This is a genomic window from Streptomyces coeruleofuscus (assembly GCF_039532725.1).
Lineage (GTDB): Bacteria > Actinomycetota > Actinomycetes > Streptomycetales > Streptomycetaceae > Streptomyces > Streptomyces coeruleofuscus.
Map to the genome: position 1 here is coordinate 239,859 of NZ_BAAASE010000010.1, position 16,970 is coordinate 256,828.

Annotated in this window: 12 protein-coding genes; 6 read left to right on the plus strand and 6 right to left on the minus strand. The window is 70.2% G+C overall.

Features of this window, described 5'->3' with window-relative positions; genetic code table 11:
- The first annotated feature begins 7 nt into the window (after positions 1 to 7).
- From ABFX81_RS33375 to ABFX81_RS33390, 4 genes are all read left to right on the plus strand, one after another.
- Positions 8 to 1,594 carry an ATP-binding cassette domain-containing protein gene (locus ABFX81_RS33375; protein ID WP_086849626.1) on the plus strand — a complete coding sequence of 529 codons (1,587 nt, stop codon included), beginning with the start codon at positions 8 to 10 and terminating at the stop codon, positions 1,592 to 1,594.
- Positions 1,591 to 2,712: an ABC transporter permease gene (locus ABFX81_RS33380; protein WP_346139110.1), complete on the plus strand. Its 1,122-nt coding sequence runs from the start codon at positions 1,591 to 1,593 to the stop codon at positions 2,710 to 2,712. Before ABFX81_RS33375 ends, ABFX81_RS33380 begins: the two co-directional genes overlap by 4 nt.
- Entirely contained in the window at positions 2,709 to 3,644 is a 936-nt protein-coding gene (locus ABFX81_RS33385) for an ABC transporter permease subunit (protein WP_086849624.1), read from the plus strand. Before ABFX81_RS33380 ends, ABFX81_RS33385 begins: the two co-directional genes overlap by 4 nt.
- A gap of 113 nt (positions 3,645 to 3,757) precedes the next feature.
- Positions 3,758 to 6,745: an esterase-like activity of phytase family protein gene (locus tag ABFX81_RS33390; RefSeq protein WP_086849622.1), complete on the plus strand. Its 2,988-nt coding sequence runs from the start codon at positions 3,758 to 3,760 to the stop codon at positions 6,743 to 6,745.
- A gap of 107 nt (positions 6,746 to 6,852) precedes the next feature.
- Here the strand turns inward: ABFX81_RS33390 and ABFX81_RS42285 are convergent, their stop codons facing one another.
- From ABFX81_RS42285 to ABFX81_RS33415, 4 genes are all read right to left on the minus strand, one after another.
- Entirely contained in the window at positions 6,853 to 9,285 is a 2,433-nt protein-coding gene (locus ABFX81_RS42285; protein ID WP_086849620.1) for an MFS transporter, read from the minus strand.
- A gap of 141 nt (positions 9,286 to 9,426) precedes the next feature.
- On the minus strand, positions 9,427 to 9,882 hold the full coding sequence (locus tag ABFX81_RS33405) for a MarR family winged helix-turn-helix transcriptional regulator (RefSeq protein WP_346139132.1): 456 nt from the start codon (positions 9,880 to 9,882) through the stop codon (positions 9,427 to 9,429).
- A gap of 166 nt (positions 9,883 to 10,048) precedes the next feature.
- Positions 10,049 to 11,080 (minus strand): zinc metalloprotease, encoded by a 1,032-nt coding sequence (locus ABFX81_RS33410; RefSeq protein ID WP_086849618.1) that lies wholly within the window; start codon positions 11,078 to 11,080, stop codon positions 10,049 to 10,051.
- 699 nt (positions 11,081 to 11,779) lie between these two features.
- Positions 11,780 to 12,490 (minus strand): SDR family NAD(P)-dependent oxidoreductase, encoded by a 711-nt coding sequence (locus ABFX81_RS33415; protein WP_086849616.1) that lies wholly within the window; start codon positions 12,488 to 12,490, stop codon positions 11,780 to 11,782.
- 336 nt (positions 12,491 to 12,826) lie between these two features.
- Here ABFX81_RS33415 and ABFX81_RS33420 point away from each other — a divergent pair, with 336 nt between their 5' ends.
- Together ABFX81_RS33420 and ABFX81_RS33425 are read left to right on the plus strand one after the other, a co-directional pair.
- Positions 12,827 to 13,381: a TetR/AcrR family transcriptional regulator gene (locus tag ABFX81_RS33420; protein WP_346139111.1), complete on the plus strand. Its 555-nt coding sequence runs from the start codon at positions 12,827 to 12,829 to the stop codon at positions 13,379 to 13,381.
- Positions 13,382 to 13,678: 297 nt separating this feature from the next.
- Entirely contained in the window at positions 13,679 to 14,995 is a 1,317-nt protein-coding gene (locus ABFX81_RS33425) for an MFS transporter (protein WP_086849613.1), read from the plus strand.
- A gap of 53 nt (positions 14,996 to 15,048) precedes the next feature.
- Here ABFX81_RS33425 and ABFX81_RS33430 read toward each other — a convergent pair whose 3' ends face one another.
- A complete protein-coding gene (locus tag ABFX81_RS33430) occupies positions 15,049 to 15,801 on the minus strand; it encodes an SDR family oxidoreductase (protein ID WP_086849609.1) in 753 nt (250 codons plus the stop codon).
- A gap of 103 nt (positions 15,802 to 15,904) precedes the next feature.
- A complete protein-coding gene (locus ABFX81_RS33435; protein ID WP_346139112.1) occupies positions 15,905 to 16,945 on the minus strand; it encodes an NAD(P)-dependent alcohol dehydrogenase in 1,041 nt (346 codons plus the stop codon).
- Between the last annotated feature and the right edge of the window lie 25 nt (positions 16,946 to 16,970).

A 16,970-nucleotide genomic window follows, 5' to 3' on the forward strand; every position in this document is an offset into this window, starting at 1 on the left:
CTTGACGATGAACGAGCCATGGGGCGAGGGCGGTCCGGCCGTCGCCGCCCGCCAGGTCACCAAGACCTACGCCAACGGGGTGCGCGCGGTGCGTGCCGTGGACCTGGAGGTCCCGCCGGGCGAGATCCGGGCGGTCGTCGGCGAGAACGGCGCGGGCAAGTCCACGCTGATGAAGATGTTCTACGGCCTGGAACAGCCCAGCGCGGGCGAGATCCTGGTCGGCGGACGGCCACGCGTCCTGCGCGGCCCGGCCTCGGCGATCGCCCTGGGCGTGGGCATGGTGCACCAGAACCTCATGCTGGTGCCGTCCTTCACCGTCGCCCAGAACGTCGTACTCGGCGTCGAGCCCGGCCGCCACGGTCTGGTCGACCCCAAGGCGGCCGTGGAGACGACCGCCCGGCTCGCGGAGGAGTCCGGACTCACCGTCGACCCCAGGGCACGCGTCGACGAGGTGTCGGTCGGGATGCGGCAGCGCACCGAGATCCTCAAGGCGCTGCACCGGCAGGCCCGCGTACTGATCCTCGACGAGCCGACCGCCGTGCTCACCCCGCAGGAGAGCGAGGACCTGTTCGCCGCCGTGCGCCGGCTGCGCGACGGCGGGATGACCGTGCTGTTCATCTCGCACAAGCTGCGCGAAGTACGGGAGATCAGCGACCAGGTGAGCGTGATGCGCGCCGGCGCCCTGGTCGGCACGATCGCCACCGCCGACGCCACCGAGCGGTCACTCGCCTCCATGATGGTCGGGCGGGACATGTCCCTGGACGTGGACCGCACCCCTGCCCGTCCCCCGGACACCACCCTGAGGGTGCGGAGCCTGCGCTACGAGGCCCCGACCGGCCAGTCCCTGCACGGCCTCGACTTCGACGTGGCCGCCGGGGAGATCGTCGGCGTGGCCGGCATCGAGGGCAACGGCCAGACCGAACTCGCCGAGATCCTCGCCGGGTTGCGCCGCCCCACCACGGGCACGGTCCACATCGACGGCACCGACACGGCCGGTCTCGACGTGGCGGGACACCGCAGGGCCGGCATCGGCTACGTACCCGAGGACCGGCTGCACAACGGCGCCGCCCTCGACGCGTCCATCGCCGACAACCTCGTCGTCGACCGCCACGACCGACCGCCCCTCGCCCGCCGAGGCATCCTGCACCCGGGTACCGTGCGCGCCCACGCCGAGCGGCTGATCGACCAGTACGCGATCCGCACCCCCGACCCGTCGGTCCCGGTGCGCGCGCTGTCCGGCGGCAACATGCAGAAGGTCATCGTCGCCCGCGAACTCTCCGCAGGACCAAGCCTGTTGATCGCCTCGCAGGTCACCCGCGGGGTGGACATCGGCGCAATGCGCTTCATGTACGAGCGTCTCGTCGACGCGCGCGACACGGGCGCCGCCGTCCTGCTGATCTCCGCCGACCTCACCGAACTCCTCGCCCTCTCCGACCGGTTGCTCGTCCTCAAGGACGGCCGCCTGGTCGCCCGGTTCGACGACACGACCGGCCTCACCGAGAAGCGGGTCGGGCTCTACATGCTCGGCGTCGAGGAGCACGACAGCGACCAACTCACGTCCGGTCTGGAGACCGTGGGGGAGGAGGCCCCGTGACCACCACCCCCACGACGCTGATCGAGACCGAGGACCGCCGCCAGTACCGAACCACCCGGCGCCGCGACTTCGCCGTCGACCTCAGCATGGCCCTGGCCACCATCGTGGCCGCCCTGGCCATCGGCTTCCTCGTCATGCTCGCCACCGGCAACGACCCGGTACGGGCCTACGAAGTGATGCTCACCGGCCCGCTGGACCGCTCCTTCCGCGTCGGCCGCTGGCTGGAGGACGCCACCACGCTCACCCTGCTCGGACTGTCGGTGGCGATCCCCTTCCGCGCCCGGCAGATCAGCCTCGGTGCCGAGAGCCAGGTCTACGCCGGTGCGCTGGCGGCCGCGACCGTCGCGATCTTCCTGCCGCTGCCGCCCGTCGTCGCCGTGATCGTGCCCATGGCCGTGGCAGCCGCCGCGGGCGCCGGGATGGGCCTGGTGCCCGGCGCGATGAAGGCACGCCTCGGCGCCAACGAGATCGTGGCCACCCTGATGCTCAACGCCATCGTCGTCCGCGTCTACGACTATCTGGTCAACGGCCCGCTGAAGGAGTCCGGCAGCAGCGCCGTGCACTCGAAGTCCGTTCAGCAGGACTCCGTGCTCACGCCACTGAGCGACTGGTTCGGCATCCCGCTGGGCCGGGCCAACATCGGTTTCGGGGTGATGCTGCTGACCGCCGTCGCCCTGTGGCTGCTCATCACCCGCACCCCGCTCGGCTACCGCATCCGCATGACCGGCGCCAACCCCGACTTCGCGGCGTACGGCGGCATCCGCGTACCCCGCGTCATCGAGTGGAGCTTCGTCATCGGCGGCGCCGTCGCGGGCCTGGCCGGAGCCCATCTCGTCCAGGGCGTGTACGGACGGCTCGAACCCGGGCTCGCCGGAAGCCTCGCCTTCGAAGGAATCGTGGTCGCCCTGCTGGCCAGGAACAACCCGCTGGTCGTCGTGGTCGCCGGACTCTTCTACTCCTACCTGCGCGCCGGGGGCGACATCATGGAACAGCAGACCGACGTCGGCACCGAGATCGTGGTGGTCATCCAGGCGGTCATCGTGCTGCTGGTCACCGCCCAGGCCCTGCCCGACCTGCTCAAGCGGCGGATCGCGCGGAGGCAGGTGGGCGTCCGATGAGTTCCGTCCTCGACGTCGTCCTCAGCAGCGCCTTCCTGGCGGCCGCGCTGCGGATCGCCACGCCGTACCTGCTCGCCGCGTTCGGCGGGCTGGTCGCCGAACGCGCCGGCATCAGCAACATCGCCCTGGAAGGCCAGATGCTGAGCGCGGCCTGCACCGGGGCGCTCGTCGCCGGATACAGCGGATCCGTCGCTCTCGGCGCGCTGTGCGGGGTCGCGGTGGCGACGCTGCTCGGCGTGCTGCTCGCCGTCCTACGCCTGGAACTGGGAGCCGACGCGATCATCGCGGGCATCGGCCTGAACCTCCTCGCCTCCGGCGGCACCGCCTACGCCGTCTACAGCCTCCTCGACGACAAGGGCGGCACCTCCGGCCTGAAGAGCGGCAGCCTGCCCACCATCACCCTGCCGGGCGTCGAGAACGTGCCGGTGCTCGGCGATGTGGTGAGCGGCCAGAACATGGTCACCTGGCTGGCCTTCCTGGCCGCGCCGTTCGTCGCCTGGCTGTTCTACCGCACCCGCTTCGGCTTCCACCTGCGGGCGGTCGGCGAGATGCCGGACGCGGCGGCCTCGGTCGGCATCGCCGTACGGCGTGTCCAGTACACCGGACTCGCCCTCAGCGGTGCCCTCGCAGGACTCGCCGGGGTCTTCCTCAGCATGGGCTACGTCTCCTTCTTCGTACGGGACATGACCGCCGGACGCGGTTTCATCGCCCTCGCGGCCGTCTTCCTCGGCGGCTTGCGGCCGTGGGGTGTCTTCATCGCCGCGCTCGGATTCGGAGCGGCGGAGGCACTGGCCGTGCAGCTCGGTTCGCTCGACGTACCGCCGCAGCTGGTGTCGACGATCCCGTACGCGATGACGCTGGTCGCCCTCGCCCTGTACGCGTGGCGCCGCAAGCGCCGGGGCCGTGCCGTGCCGACCGCCGCCTCACTCTGACACCTCGTCCCACCTCTGCTCACTGGGCTCTCCCACCCGTCCGCACCTTGCCGGGCGTGCGGGTCGACGAGCCATGCCCGCACGCCCGTGCGCCTCCCCTCGGAAGGACACTCATGCGCCACAGATCCCCAGCGCGCCGCAGACGCGCGCTCCTCGCCTCCCTCGCCGCGGCCGGCCTCCTCGGCAGCCTGGCCCTGACGGACGGCTTCGCGGCGGAACCGGAGGCGGAGACCTCCGGGGAGCCGCAGGACGTCCGGCTCCTCGACACCCTCACGGTGCCCGCCGGGACGACGGAGTTCGGCATGCCGTTCGGCGGCTTGTCCGGCATCGACTACCACCCGCGGTCCGGCGAGTACGTCGCCGTCAGCGACGACCGCTCGGAGAACGGCAAGGCCCGCTTCTACACCCTCCGCCTGCCGCTCGACGGCGCGGCCTTCGCCGGCGACGAACCCGCCCTCGACGGCCTGACCGTACTCGCCGACACCACCGGCGAACCCTTCGCACCCAAGGCGGTCGACCCCGAGGCGATCCGCTGGACCACGGACGGCGAGAGCCTGCTGTGGACCAGCGAGGGCGCCTCGTCCGCCGGGCAGCCCGCCTTCGTCCGGGAGGCGACGACCTCCGGCGGGTACGTACGCGAACTGCCATTGCCCAAGGCGTACGACCCCGTCCGCTCGACCTCGGGCACCCTCACCGCCGGGGTGCGCAACAACCAGGCCCTGGAAGGGCTCACCCTCTCCCCGGACGGGCGCAAGGTGGTCACCATCACCGAGAACGCCCTCGTCCAGGACGGCCCCGCGGCCGGGCTGTCGGCCAAGAGCCCGTCCCGGCTGCTGGTGATGAACCGTCAGACGGGCAAGCCGGAGGCCGAGCACGTCTACGAGGTCGACCCGATCTCCGACGCGCCCACCGCGCCCCTGCCCGCCCCGGTCACCACGTACTCGGCGGACCGCGGAGTCTCCGAGATCCTCGCGATCAACGAGACCGACTACCTCACCGTCGAACGGTCCTTCGCCTCCGGTGTCGGCTTCTCCATCCGCCTCTACTGGACCAGCACCATCGGCGCGACGGACGTCAGCGGCAAGGACGCCCTGTCCGGCACCGAGAAGCCCATGCCGAAGAAGCTGCTGTACGACTTCACCACCTCCGGCACCGACGCCGACAACGTCGAGGGCATCACCTGGGGGCCGCGGCTGCCCGACGGCTCCCGCTCACTCGTCCTCGTCGCCGACGACAACTTCGGCTTCAACGGCAGCGTCACGAAGTTCCATCTGCTGTCGGTCCGGCCGGATCTCCTCACCACCCGCACCCCGGACGTCAACGGCGACGGTGCCGTGAACGCCAAGGACCTGGCGGCCGTCCCGACCGCCGGTGCGTCCGGAGACCTCGACGGCAACGGCCGTACGGACGCCGCCGACGTGAAGCTCTGGATCTCGTACACCCGCGCCTTCCCCACGGCGCAGAAGCCGCCGTCCACCGTCGACGTCCAGCTTCTGTCCTTCAACGACTTCCACGGCAACCTGGAGCCGCCCACCGGACGCGACGCCAACCTCGGCTCCAAACTCGACCCCAAGTCCACGCCCGTCGGCGGCGCGGAGCACCTCGCGGCCAGGCTGGGCCAGCTCCGGCAGGGCACCGACACCTCGCTGACCGTCGCCGCGGGCGACATCATCGGCGCCAGCCCCTTCCTGTCCGGCCTCTTCCACGACGAACCCACCGTCGAATCCATGGAGAAGCTGCACCTGGATGTCACCAGCGTCGGCAACCACGAGTTCGACGAGGGCACCGACGAGCTGCTGCGCATGCAGAACGGGGGCTGCCACCCCGAGGACGGCTGCTTCATCAAGGACGAGCCGTACGACGGCGCCGAGTTCCCCTGGCTGGCGGCCAATGTCATCGACCGCGACTCCGGGAAGCCTCTCCTGGCGCCCACCTGGGTGAAGAAGGTGGACGGGGTGAAGGTCGGCTTCATCGGCATGACGCTGGAGGGCACACCCGAGGTCACCGGCCAGTCCGGCATCACGTCCGTACGCTTCCTCGACGAGGTCGAGACCGCCAACGCCTCCGCCCGCGAACTGCGCCGCCAGGGAGTTGAGGCGATCGTCGTCCTGCTGCACGAGGGCGGCGTCCAGGCCGGGTCGTACGGCCAGTGCGACGGCATCTCCGGCCCGATCGTGGGCATCGCCGAGAACCTCGACCCGGCGATCGACACCGTGGTGACCGGCCACACCCACCAGCCGTACATCTGCTCCCTGCCCGACCCGGCCGGCAACCCCCGCCTGGTCACCTCGGCGTCGTCGTTCGGCCGGGTGGTCACCGAGACCCGGCTGCCGGTGGACCGCCGTACCGGCGATGTCGTACGGGACCGGGTCGCCGCGATGAACCACCTCGTCACCCGCACCGGCGCCAAGGACGCCGACCAGAGTGCCGTCATCGACAAGTGGAAGGCCCTGTCGGCGCCGCTGGCCAACCGGGTCGTGGGCAGCGTCACCGCCGACATCACCCGCTCCGAGACCCGCGACGCCGAGTCCGACCTGGCGAACCTCGTCGCCGACGCCCAACTCGCGGCGACCTCGGCGCCGGAGCGCGGCGGAGCCCAGATCGCCCTGATGAACCCGGGAGGGGTGCGGGCGGACCTGGTCCACGGGTCGTCGACGGGCGGGGAGGCGCCCGGCGAGATCACATACGCCGAGGCATTCGCCGTACAGCCCTTCGCCGGCTCCCTGGTCTCCGTGAACCTGACGGGAGCGCAGATCGAGAAGGTCCTGGAGGAGCAGTTCAACGACTCCGGCACCCGGGCACCGACCCTCATGCTCGGCGTCTCCAAGGGCCTGACGTACTCCTTCTCGCGCGGTGCCCCGGTCGGCGACCGCATCGACCCGGCGTCGATCACGCTCAACGGCGAACCCCTCAAGCCCGATGCCACCTACCGGGTCACCGCGAACACCTTCCTCGCCGCGGGCGGCGACGGATTCACCACCTTCGCCGAGGGCACCGGCACCGTCGGCGGCGGGGACGACATCGCGGCCCTCACCGACCACCTCACCGCCCACAGCCCGGTCGCCCCGCCGGGCACCGACCGCGTGACCGAGCTGCCCTGACGACAGCGGGCCCGGCACGTCCCCTGACGCCACCGATCACCGGGCCCGGGGCCCTCACCGCCGGGCCGGGCGCGCTTCCGCTCTCGGCGCGTCCGGCCCGGCGACTGTCACTCGCCCGGGTGGGAGAGCTCGATGTCGTGGCTCTGCACACCCGAGCCGTGCACGGTCAGGTTGGTGGCCTTCGGCGGGTAGCCGGCCGCCATGACCGTGTACTCGCCGCCGTCCAGGTCGGTGAAGGCATAGCCACCGTCCTCGCCGGTGGTCGCGCTCGCCACCACGTTGCCGGCCGCGTCGACGAGCGTGACCCGCGCGTCGTTCAGCGGCCCGCCCGCGGCCTGGACCACGCCCTGCACCTGAAGGCCGGAGGACAGTTCCACCTCGGTCCTGGTGACGCCCTGCGCGGCGATCTCGACGGGCAGCGCGACCGGCCGGTACCCGGCCGCGGTCACCGCGAGGGTCAGCTGGCCGGGCACCAGCTCGGCGAAGCCGAAGGCTCCGTCCGTGTCGGTCAGTCCGGCGGCGAGCACGTCGCCGCGCACGTCGGTCGCGACCACCATGGCGCCGACGACCGGCTCCTTGCGGTCCGCCGACCTGACCGTGCCGACCAGGCCGCTGGTGCCGGCGAGCAGGATGTCGTACGAGACGGGCTCGTCGCCGACCACCACCGTGGAAGCCTGCGGCTGGTAGCCCCCGGCAGAGGCGATCAGCACGTAGCTTCCCGCGCCCGGCGCGTCCACCGTGTACGAACCGTCCGGGTGGGCCACCACACGGCCCACCTGCCGCCCGCCCAGCGAGATCAGGGTGACGGCTGCCCGCGGCACCGGTGCCGACTCGGCGCCGATGACGTGGCCGCTGACCGGGATGCCGCCGGAGGGCCGGACCGCGGCAGCGGCGGCTCCTGAGGTCGCCGCCGGGACCGGCGAAGTGTCTGTGGCGGGTGCGGCCGGGCTCGCCACGTTCTCGTCGTCCTCGTCCTTCCGGCCGCGAAGGCCGAACGCCGCTAGGGCGGCGCCCAACAGGGCGAGGACACCGGTGACCAGGACGGCGGTGTGGACGCCGTTCATGAAGGCGGTGTGGCTGCCCTCCACCACGGCCGTCCTGAGCTGTGCGGGCATCGCGTCGGAGACCGGGGCGACGCCCATCGCGACCGCATCCTTCGCCTCCTCGAAGCGAGCGGCCGCCGAGTGGGGCACGCCCGCGTCGGTCAGTGAGTCGGTGAGTGTGGAGCCGACGCGGCTGCTGATGAGGGAGACGAGCACCGAAGTGCCGAGCGCTCCGCCGACCTGGAGCGAGGTGGCCTGGAGGCCACCCGCGATGCCACCGTCCTTGACGGGGGCGTTGCCGACGATCGCGTCGGAGGACGCGGACATCACGATGCCGACGCCGAGACCGAGCGCGACGAACGGCGGCCACATGGTGGCGTACGAGGAGTCGGCGCTCCACGCGAGCATCGTGAACGCGGCGCCGGCCTGGAGCACCATCCCGAGCGGCATGGTCAGGCGCGGGCCGAACTTCTCGGTGAGCTTCGCGCCGAGCGGCGAGGCCAGCATGGAGGCGAGGCTGAGCGGCAGGGTGCGCACACCGGACTCGACGGGCGTGAAGCCGCGTACGTTCTGCAGGTACAGCATCACGAAGAAGATCACACCGAGCAGGACGAAGAAGTTCAGCGCGGTGACGAACACACCGATGGTCAGGGCCGGGTTGCGGAACAGCCGCATGGGCAGGAGCGGGTGCGCGACGCGGGTCTCGTACCAGCCGAAGAGGACCAGGACGACGACACCGCCGACGATCGCGCCGAGCGTGCCGGCCGAAGTCCAGCCCCACGTCTCGCCCTTGACGACGCCGAAGACGACGGCGAGCAGTCCGAGCGCGAGCAGCACGACGCCGGGCACGTCGAACTTCTCGCCCGCGGCCGCCTCGTTCCTGGACTGCGGCAGCACCACCAGGCCGAAGACGAGGGCGATGACGCCGATGGGGGCGTTGATGTAGAAGACAGATTCCCAGTTGACGTGCTCGACGAGCAGTCCGCCGACGATCGGGCCGAGAGCGGTGGAGACGGATGAGATCATCGCCCAGATGCCGACCGCCATGCCGAACTTCTTCGGCGGGAACACGGCGCGCAGCAACGCGAGGGTGTTGGGCATCAACATCGCACCGAAGAGGCCCTGCACGGCACGGAAGGCGATCACGCCCTCGATCGAGCCGACAAGGCCGATCGCGACGGACGCGGCGGTGAACCCGACGACGCCGACGAGGTAGACCGTACGGCGCCCGAGGCGGTCGCCGAGCTTGCCACCGAGGATGAGGGCGGCGGCGAGGGCGAGCAGGTAGGAGTTGGTGACCCACTGCAGTTCGGCGGTGGTGGCGTTCAGGTCGCGGGCGATCTCCGCGTTGGCGATCGAGACGACGGAGCCGTCGAGGCCGACCATGAACAGGCCGAACGCGACGGCGACCAGCGTCAGCCAGGGGTTGGCGCGAAGACCGCGGGGGTGGGGGTCGGAGACGGGAGTGGGCGCTGTGGAGACAGCGGTGACAGACATGTGTGAGCTGTCCTCGGGACGTGCGGCGCGCGGCTGGGGCGCGTGGACATGTGTAGAGGGGGGAGATGTGTATGCGAGCAGCACACCCAGCCCCCGCCGCGGCAGCGGCAAGGGCAGTAGGCGTACGAGGAGTCGGACCGGTCAGGCGGAGTGGTCGCGCAGGCGCCGGGTGAGAGCCTCGAGGGCGCCGAGCGCCGAGCCGAGGGCGTCGCGGTCGCCGTCGGTGAGGGTACGCAGCGCGGACGCGAGCTGCGCCGCCGCGATGTTCTGCACCTCGCCGATGCGCTGACGCGCCTTGGCGGTGACGCACAGGTGCGCCACACGCTTGTCGGTGTCGTCCTGATGCCGGTCCAGCAGGCCCGCTTCGGTGAGGCGGGTGACCAGGGCGCTGACGTTGTTCGGCATCATCCGCAGGGCCGCGGCCGCCTCGTGGACGGTCGCGCCGTCGTGCTCGGCGACGTACTGAAGCAGGGTCAACTGCCGGTCGGGGAGCTTGGGATAGGGCAACTGCCGGTCGATGCTCTGCTTGACGTACCGGTTCAGCACGGGCAGGCACGCCACGAGGCCTGCGGCCACATGGTCGACGCCCTGGCTCATGGGAGCCCCACTGATTCCGGTCACGACGCCAAGTTACCTATGACAAGAAACCTATGTCAAAATACTGATGCGGACGGCGAAGAAGGTGCCGCTCCCATCGGGCGCGGCGGCGGCCCACTTCGCACCACACGGCTGCCGGCACCCGAAACCAATGCGAGGAAGTGCGTCAGTCGGCGCCTGCGGTCTGTGCGGCGGCCAGTGCCTCCACCCGGCTGCGGTATGCCTCGGCCAGGTTGCCGCCGTTCGAATCGTGAAGGCTCTCCGTGCCGACCCCGACCCCGATCGACTGCAGGACCGCGTCGGCCCGTGCCTGAAGGCCCGCCAACTCGTCCGCGGTATGCGGGTACAGCAGGCTGAGCCCGCGCTTGTCGCCGTTCGACAAACTCTGCCCGTTACCGGTCGGCGCGCAACTGCTCGGGTTGGACTTGTAGAAGAATGGCGGGAACCGGTACAGCATCACGGATTGTGGGTCGAAAGGCCCGGCGACGACATCCGGGTCGTCCTCGGTGCGAAGGTTGTGATCCACCTTTGCGCGCGGCCATCGGTTCGGCTCACCCGCGAGGTACGTGTAAATGCCGGGGTGCCGGCCTTGAGAGTCCGCCACGAAGACGCCGTCCGTATCCCGCGTGGGAACATACCCGGCTTCGTCATCCCAGCGGAATTCGTTCTCGCATGTGCCGCGCATGTTCTGGTGGGAGTGGTGGAATCCGAGTGCGTGCAGGAACTCGTGACGCACGGTGCCCTCCCACTGGGCGGGCCTGTTCACCGCGTAGCGCCCGAGGTTCAGGCTGCGCTGTCCGGGATTCCCCCCGACGGGGCCGCTTCCCGCTCCGATGGTGCGATCCGTGCTGTCGGTGCCGACCAGGGAGAAATAACCTTGCATGTCGAAGCTGACTCGGATTTCGGCGGCGAAGGCGGTATCGGCTGTGGTCCATCGCCGGAACGTTCCGGTCGCCGCGTCGTGACCGAAGTCGAGTTTCAGGTTGCAGGAGTCGGTGATCTGCTTCGTCGCTCCTGCGATGTCCGCGTGCAGCTGTTCGTCCCCGTCGAGAAAGGCGACCCGCACGGTGGAACCGGGGGTCCACCGCGCGATGTCGGTGACCAGGAACTCCAGGCCACCGGCAGCCGATGCGCGCCTCCAACGATCTCGCACTTCGATCGCCGCGACGACGTCATCCGGGAGGGATTCGAGTTCCATGGCGCATCCTTTCGCATCACATTCGGAACAGTCCCCCCGACCGCTCTCACCATGAATGGGCTGCTCGGCTCGACGCGCGAGCGTGCCGACATTGGAAACTCACGATCCAGTATGGTCCGAGTGAAGGTATGGTGCGACTTCATTGCCGCTTCGAGTAGTTCGGAATTCATCGGATCCACTCACGCATACGGGATGGGGCCTTCGAGCCGTCGTGGGTGATCCGGTCAGGCCTCTGAGGTGAACGCGGTACTGAGGCGTTTGATCGTGCTCTCGGACTCCCGACGGCGAGCAGGTGCAGGGCGGCCGCGGACGGCGAGGACCAAGCCGCGGCAACCACGTCGCCGGGGGCGAAGAGCAGTTGCTCGCACAAGCGGGCGCGTCGTTGCCGACGGATCGTCAGGTGCGGATGGTGGCACCCGCATGTCGCCGGTGTCGATCACGTGCAGGCCCCTCCATCACGCTTTCGTCCGGCCTTGCCTCGGCACCGAGCTGCCACATCCACGTTACGGAGAGCTCCTCCAGCTCGGGTGAAGCCGGTGCTCAAGCCCCTCATCAGCGGTCCGTCGATGCCTCCGGACCCGGTGACACCACCCCCCCGGATCATCAACAACAAGGGGGGGAAGTCATGCCGGACCCGAAGGCCGGAGACCCCATTGCGGAGCCACGAAAAGGTAACGGGGGGCACGGCTCGGTGCGCTGTCAGCCGCGAGGGAAGCCGTCGCCGAGCTTGAAGACGAGTTCGGCCTCGTCACGCTTGGTGGTGTGCAGCTCCCAGTAGAGGGGGGAGATCTGCTCGGGCGTGGCCACCGGTATGCCGGGGACGACGGAGTCGGAGTCACCGATCGCCACGTCGATGCCGACGTGGGCGGCCTGGATGCCGGTGCCGGCATCGGCCAGCTCCTTGTGCAGGTTCATCACCCAGTTGCGCAGCGCCGCGGCGGCGGCGTTGACGTTCGCGACCCGCGGGTCGGGCCAGATGGACCCGGCGCCGGTGGTGTAGAGCAGGGTGCCCGCGCCGGCCTCACGCATCGCGGGCAGTACCGACCTGGTGGCGGCGATGGCCCCGTACAGCTGGAAGTTCATCTCGAACTCGACATGGGACGGTTCGGTCTCGGCCGGAGCGGTCAGTGCGGTGACGCCGAGCTGTCCCACCGGGGAGTACTCCAGGACGTCGATGCCGCCGAAGTGGGCGGCGGCGTCCTTGAGAGCCTGGGTGAGTGCGTCGCGGTCGAGTACGTCCGCGGGGAACGCGGCGGCGGTGATGCCCTCGGCGGTGAGCTTGTCGGCGAGGTCGTCGAGCTTGTCGCGGTTGCGGGAGATCAGGGCGACGTCGAGCCCTTGCGATCCGAAGGTGCGGGCGATGGCCAGGCCCAACTGGGGGCCGGCTCCGACAATGGCAATGCTGGTCACGGCAGGGGCCTTTCGGGGATGAGGTGGCACTGGAAGTGCAAAATGTGGATAGCGGTATCCAATTCTTCTCCATGCGGATAGGTGTTTCCGTTTAACGCCACCACCGTACCACGGAACTGGATAGGGCAATCCGATTACCGTCGATGTGCGGCGCTCCCGGGGTGGTGCCGGCCTCGGATGGCTTACGGTGAGCTGGGCGGAGTGGATCGGGGCGTGCGGCTGCGCGTCGCCAGCCAATGGACAAGGCAGGGAAGCGTGACGTCACAGCGCGGCGATCAGTCGGCGGTAGCCGCCCGGGGGCGTACGGCGGCCGGTCGGGCTCCGGGACCGCGTGCGGTGGAGATCCGGAACGCCGCCCTCGTCCTGTTCGCCGAGCGAGGCTACGCCGCCACCACGATGGCCGACATCGGCGAAGCGGTGGGGATGCGCGGGCCGAGCCTGTACAAGCATGTGGGGTCCAAGCAGGAACTGCTCACCCAGATCATGACCGGCACGATGGATGACCTGCTGCGGAACCACCGCGCTGCCGTCGCGGGATGCGAGGACGTGGTGGAGCGGCTGCGCCGGGCCGCCGAGGCTCATGTTCGCTACCACGCCCGGCACCGCCTCGAAGCGTTCGTGGGGACCCGTGAGATCCGCAGCCTGGAGGAGCCGCACCGTACGGAGGTCCTTCAACGGCGTGCCGCCTACGAGCAGGCTTTCCGGACGTTGCTCAGCGAAGGCGTGCAGGCCGGGCGCTTCAGCGTCACCACGGTGAAGTTGACCTCCTACGCGATCCTGGATCTCGGGATGGGCGTACCTGTCTGGTACCACGAGGACGGTGACCTGACGGAAGATCAGGTCGTCTACCAGTACGGCGACTTCGCCCTGCGGCTGGCCGGCGCGCGCTGACTCGATGGAGAGTGTCCGCCCGGGCGGACACTCTCGGTGTGAACCGAATCCGGTTCAAAAGAAAGAGTGGTCGCGCTGTGGCGTTGTGGTGACCGTGCCGCGCGGCACGTCGGTGACCCGAGCGGTCAGCTTGCTGTAGACACCGCAGGTCAAAGGGCTTGGGTGCTCGGCCTTTATTCCGGCGCTCCGTCCCTGTCTCAAGAAAATACCCGCACCAGACTAGCTGTACTGAGTTCAGTTCTGTAGCGTCCCCGGCGTCGGCAGGTACGGGACCGTGCCGGGAAGGAGAGTCGGAGCATGAGTGCTACTCAGCGTTCCGCCACATCAGGGGCGGAGTCGGCGGCGTATGAACCTCGTACGGTGCGCCGCGCGATGCTCGCCGGCAGCCTCGGCACCCTGATCGAGTACTACGATTTCAGCGTTTATGGCTATCTCGCCGTGGTGATCGCGCCGCAGTTCTTCCCGAGCGAGGAGCCGGCGGCCGCGCTGCTGGCGACGCTCGCGGTGTTCGCCACCGGACTGGTGGTGCGGCCGGTCGGTGGCGTCTTCTTCGGATGGCTCGGTGACCGGTGGGGGCGCCGTAAGGCGCTGGTCTCCTCGGTGCTCTGCATGGGAGTCGCCAGCAGCGCCACCGGGCTGTTGCCGACCTACAGCCAGATCGGCGTCACCGCCGCGGTGCTGCTCCTTCTGTGCCGGTTGATGCAGGGCATCTCCACGGGGGGCGAGTCGGTCGGCGCCTACACCTACATCTACGAGTCGGCCCCGCCCCGGCGCAGGGCCTTCCTCGGTGCCGTCACGCCCATCGGGTCCAACCTCGGGTTCATGTTCGCGGCCGCGACGGCCGGGGTGATCTCCGCTCTTGCCACGAAGGACCAGATGGCCGACTGGGGCTGGCGGCTGCCGTTCCTCATGGCCGTGCCGCTCACGCTGTTCTGCCTCTGGGCGCGGCTGCGGATCGAGGACACCCCCGAATTCGAGGAGGCCGCACGGCGTGCCGACATCCCCTCCGCTCCGATCCGGGAGGTCCTGTCCACCCACCGCGCGGCACTGCTTCAGTCCATCGGCCTGTCCATGGCACAGGGCGGCGCCATTTTCCTCGGCCTGACGTACATCGGCATCCACCTCACCAGCGACCTGGGGTACGACTCCACACAGGTGCTCTGGCTGAGCGCGGGCGTCGTGCTCGTCACCGTGCTGCTCATGGTGCCGGCCGGCTGGCTCGCCGCCCGGTTCGGATCCCGTCGCATCCTGATGTTCGGGTTGCTGGGATTCCTGGTGACCGCCTATCCCGCGATGATGCTGATGGACCGGCACAACCTGCCTCTGGCCGGCGCCGCCTACCTGCTGTTCATGCTGAGCAGCGCGTTCGTGCAGGTCCCGGCGGCCAGTCTGTGGCCGCACCTGTTCGAACGCCGGGTCCGGTTCACCGGCATGGCGATCGGCTACAACATCGGCACGGTCCTCGCGGGCGGTACCGCTCCCTACATCGCGGCCTTCCTGGTCCAGCGGACCGGGAACCAGCTCTCCCCGGCGTTCTTCGTCATGACGGTCTGCGTGATCGGCATCGGGGCCCTGCTCACCGTGCGCAAGGATGTCGGCGCGAAGATGGGCTGAGACGTCCGTCGCGGTGACCGCCGGCGCCAGAAGCCCGGCGGTCACTCCGCGCGCTAACCCGCTGCCTCGCCGCGGGCGTGACCGACGTGGCCGATGGTCTGGCCGCCGTCCACCAGGAACTCGCCGCCCGTGGTGTACGAGGCGTCGTCGCCGGCGAGGAAGAGCACCATGCGCGTGACCTCCTCGGGCTCCCCGATGCGCGGCACCGGCTGATCGGCGAAGAGTGCGGGTGCGGCGCCTTCACCCATGGACGTGCGGATGACGCCCGGGTGCACGGAGTTGACGCGCACCCCGGTGCCCGCCATGTCCAGTGCGGCGGCCTTGGTCATGCCCCGGATCCCCCACTTGCTCGTGACGTAGCCGATGCCGTCGGCGAAGCCCATGAGGCCGGCCGCCGAGGAGATGTTGACCACCGCCCCGCGGCCGCGGCCGCGCATGCCGGGCAGGACGGTGTGCATGCCCAGGAAGGTGCCGACCACGTTGACGTCGAGGATCCGGCGGAAGTGCTCGGGCGACTGCTCTTCCACGCCGCCGAAGTGAACGATCCCCGCGTTGTTGACCAGGACGTCGACGGGACCGAGGGTGTCCTCGACGGTGTGGACGACGGTCTGCCACGCCTCTTCGTCGGTGACGTCGAGGTGGTGGTACCGCGCGCCGGGAAGACTCTCGGCCAGGGCCTTTCCCTCGTCGTCGAGCAGGTCGCAGACGGCGACCCGGGCGCCTTCGGCGGCCAGCCCCCGTGCATGTGAGGCACCCATGCCCCGGGCCCCACCGGTGACGATCGCGACTCTTCCGTCGAAGCGCATCCTGAACTTCCCTTCCGCGTATGCGTATATGCCTGAAGCCGGCCAGTCGGGTCCGTGCCTTGATCCGTCGGGTTCGTGCCTGGTCAGTCGGGTCCGTGCCTGATCAGTCGGGGACGAGTACGGCCCGTCCCCGCACCCGGCCCCGGCGAAGCCGGTCGATCGCCTCCGGCGCGGCGGACAGCGGGAACCGCTCCGTCTCGACGTGGATCGCGCCCGAGCGTGCCAGCGCGACGACCTCGGCGAGTTCGGGGCGCGTACCCCAGAAGGGCAGGGAGAGCCTGAAGCCCGGCGGGAGGACGCCCGGCTTGGAGACGGTCAGACGGCCGCCTCCACTGCCGACGACGGCGAGTTCGCCGCCCGGCCGCAGGACGCCGGCCGCGAGTTCCAGCGTCTGTGTGGTGCCGACGAAGTCCAGTACGGCATCCACTCCCGCGCCGCCGGTCCGCGCCCTCAGGGCATGGGCGGTGTCCGCCCGCACCAGGGTGCCGAAGTCCGCGCCGGAGCGATCCGCCAGAGCCAGGGCGTCCTCCCGGACGTCGACCGCCAGCACGCGGCTCCCGGTGGTCGCGCGAAGGATCTGCACGGCCAGGTGGCCCAGCCCTCCGACGCCGATGACGGCGGCGCTCGTGCCCTCCCCGAGTGCGTGCCGGAGCCCGGCCACGGCGTGGTAGGAGGTCAGGCCCGCGTCCGAGAGCGGAGCCGCCTGATCGGCTGGCAGGTCGTCGATGGGCACCAGATGACGGGTGGACGGGACGAGTACGTACTCGGCCATTCCGCCGTCCCGGCCCAGTCCCACCCCGTGCCAGGCGAGGGTGTCGCGCCGGTCGCAGTAGTTGTCCCGGCCCGTCGCACACCGGTCGCAGGCGCCGCAGCCCCACGGTCCGTAGAGCACCACGCGGTCACCGGTCCGCAACCCCTCGGCGTCGGGCCCCAGGGCGGCGATCCGCCCGGCGACCTCGTGGCCGAGCGTGAACGGGAGCCGGTAGGGGAGGGCCCCCGGAACCGCTCCCATGACGTGCAGGTCGGAATGGCACAGGCCGGTGGCTTCGACCCGCACCAGTGCCTCGCCGCCGCGGGGGGCGGGTCGCTCGACCTCGGCCTGTGTCGGGGGCTCGCCCCACGCCGTGAGTCGCAGTGCCCTCATCTTCACCGTCCCGGGTCTTGTCAGT

What these genes read in the sequence shown, in the direction of transcription:
- ABFX81_RS33385 (WP_086849624.1), top strand. Translation starts at nt 2,709, where the DNA reads ATGAGTTCCGTCCTCGACGTCGTCCTCAGCAGCGCCTTCCTGGCGGCC.
- ABFX81_RS33390 (WP_086849622.1), top strand. Translation starts at nt 3,758, where the DNA reads ATGCGCCACAGATCCCCAGCGCGCCGCAGACGCGCGCTCCTCGCCTCC.
- ABFX81_RS33410 (WP_086849618.1), bottom strand. Translation starts at nt 11,080, where the DNA reads ATGGAACTCGAATCCCTCCCGGATGACGTCGTCGCGGCGATCGAAGTG.
- ABFX81_RS33425 (WP_086849613.1), top strand. Translation starts at nt 13,679, where the DNA reads ATGAGTGCTACTCAGCGTTCCGCCACATCAGGGGCGGAGTCGGCGGCG.
- ABFX81_RS33430 (WP_086849609.1), bottom strand. Translation starts at nt 15,801, where the DNA reads ATGCGCTTCGACGGAAGAGTCGCGATCGTCACCGGTGGGGCCCGGGGC.
- ABFX81_RS33405 (WP_346139132.1), bottom strand. Translation starts at nt 9,882, where the DNA reads ATGAGCCAGGGCGTCGACCATGTGGCCGCAGGCCTCGTGGCGTGCCTG.
- ABFX81_RS33435 (WP_346139112.1), bottom strand. Translation starts at nt 16,945, where the DNA reads ATGAGGGCACTGCGACTCACGGCGTGGGGCGAGCCCCCGACACAGGCC.
- ABFX81_RS42285 (WP_086849620.1), bottom strand. Translation starts at nt 9,285, where the DNA reads ATGTCTGTCACCGCTGTCTCCACAGCGCCCACTCCCGTCTCCGACCCC.
- ABFX81_RS33375 (WP_086849626.1), top strand. Translation starts at nt 8, where the DNA reads ATGAACGAGCCATGGGGCGAGGGCGGTCCGGCCGTCGCCGCCCGCCAG.